General features: G+C 53.0%; 3 tRNA genes. All 3 read left to right on the top strand.

What is annotated here, in order from left to right:
* Positions 1–14 precede the first annotated feature (14 nt).
* The 3 genes from QN347_RS19610 (at position 15) to QN347_RS19600 (ending at position 317) form a co-directional block, all read left to right on the top strand.
* Positions 15–90: transfer RNA gene (locus QN347_RS19610), tRNA-Ala, on the top strand.
* Between the two features lie 22 nt (positions 91–112).
* Positions 113–189 (top strand) — tRNA-Ile (locus tag QN347_RS19605).
* Between the two features lie 52 nt (positions 190–241).
* Positions 242–317 (top strand) — tRNA-Ala (locus QN347_RS19600).
* The last annotated feature ends 30 nt before the right edge of the window (positions 318–347 follow it).

Here is a 347-nt window from a genome sequence, read left to right as displayed (position 1 = left end):
AATGAGGTATAAGAGGGGGATTAGCTCAGCTGGGAGAGCACCTGCTTTGCAAGCAGGGGGTCGTCGGTTCGATCCCGTCATCCTCCACCAGTATTAGTCAATGCAGATAAGCGGGTCTGTAGCTCAGTTGGTTAGAGCACCGTGTTGATAACGCGGGGGTCGTTGGTTCGAGCCCAACCAGACCCACCAAACTGGTGGAGCAGGTTGCAGGCAAGTGAGTGCAGGAAGACATCCAAGTTTCGGGGGTTTAGCTCATCTGGTAGAGCACCTGCTTTGCAAGCAGGGGGTGAACGGTTCGATCCCGTTAACCTCCACCAAGATTGAAACATTGAAGCAAAGTACAAACC

Source organism: Sphingomonas sp. 10B4 (genome assembly GCF_035019905.1).
Classification (GTDB): Bacteria; Pseudomonadota; Alphaproteobacteria; order Sphingomonadales; family Sphingomonadaceae; genus Sphingomonas; species Sphingomonas glacialis.
The sequence above is the reverse complement of the archived record's forward strand: the minus strand, read 5'-3'. Positions and strand labels throughout refer to the sequence as shown.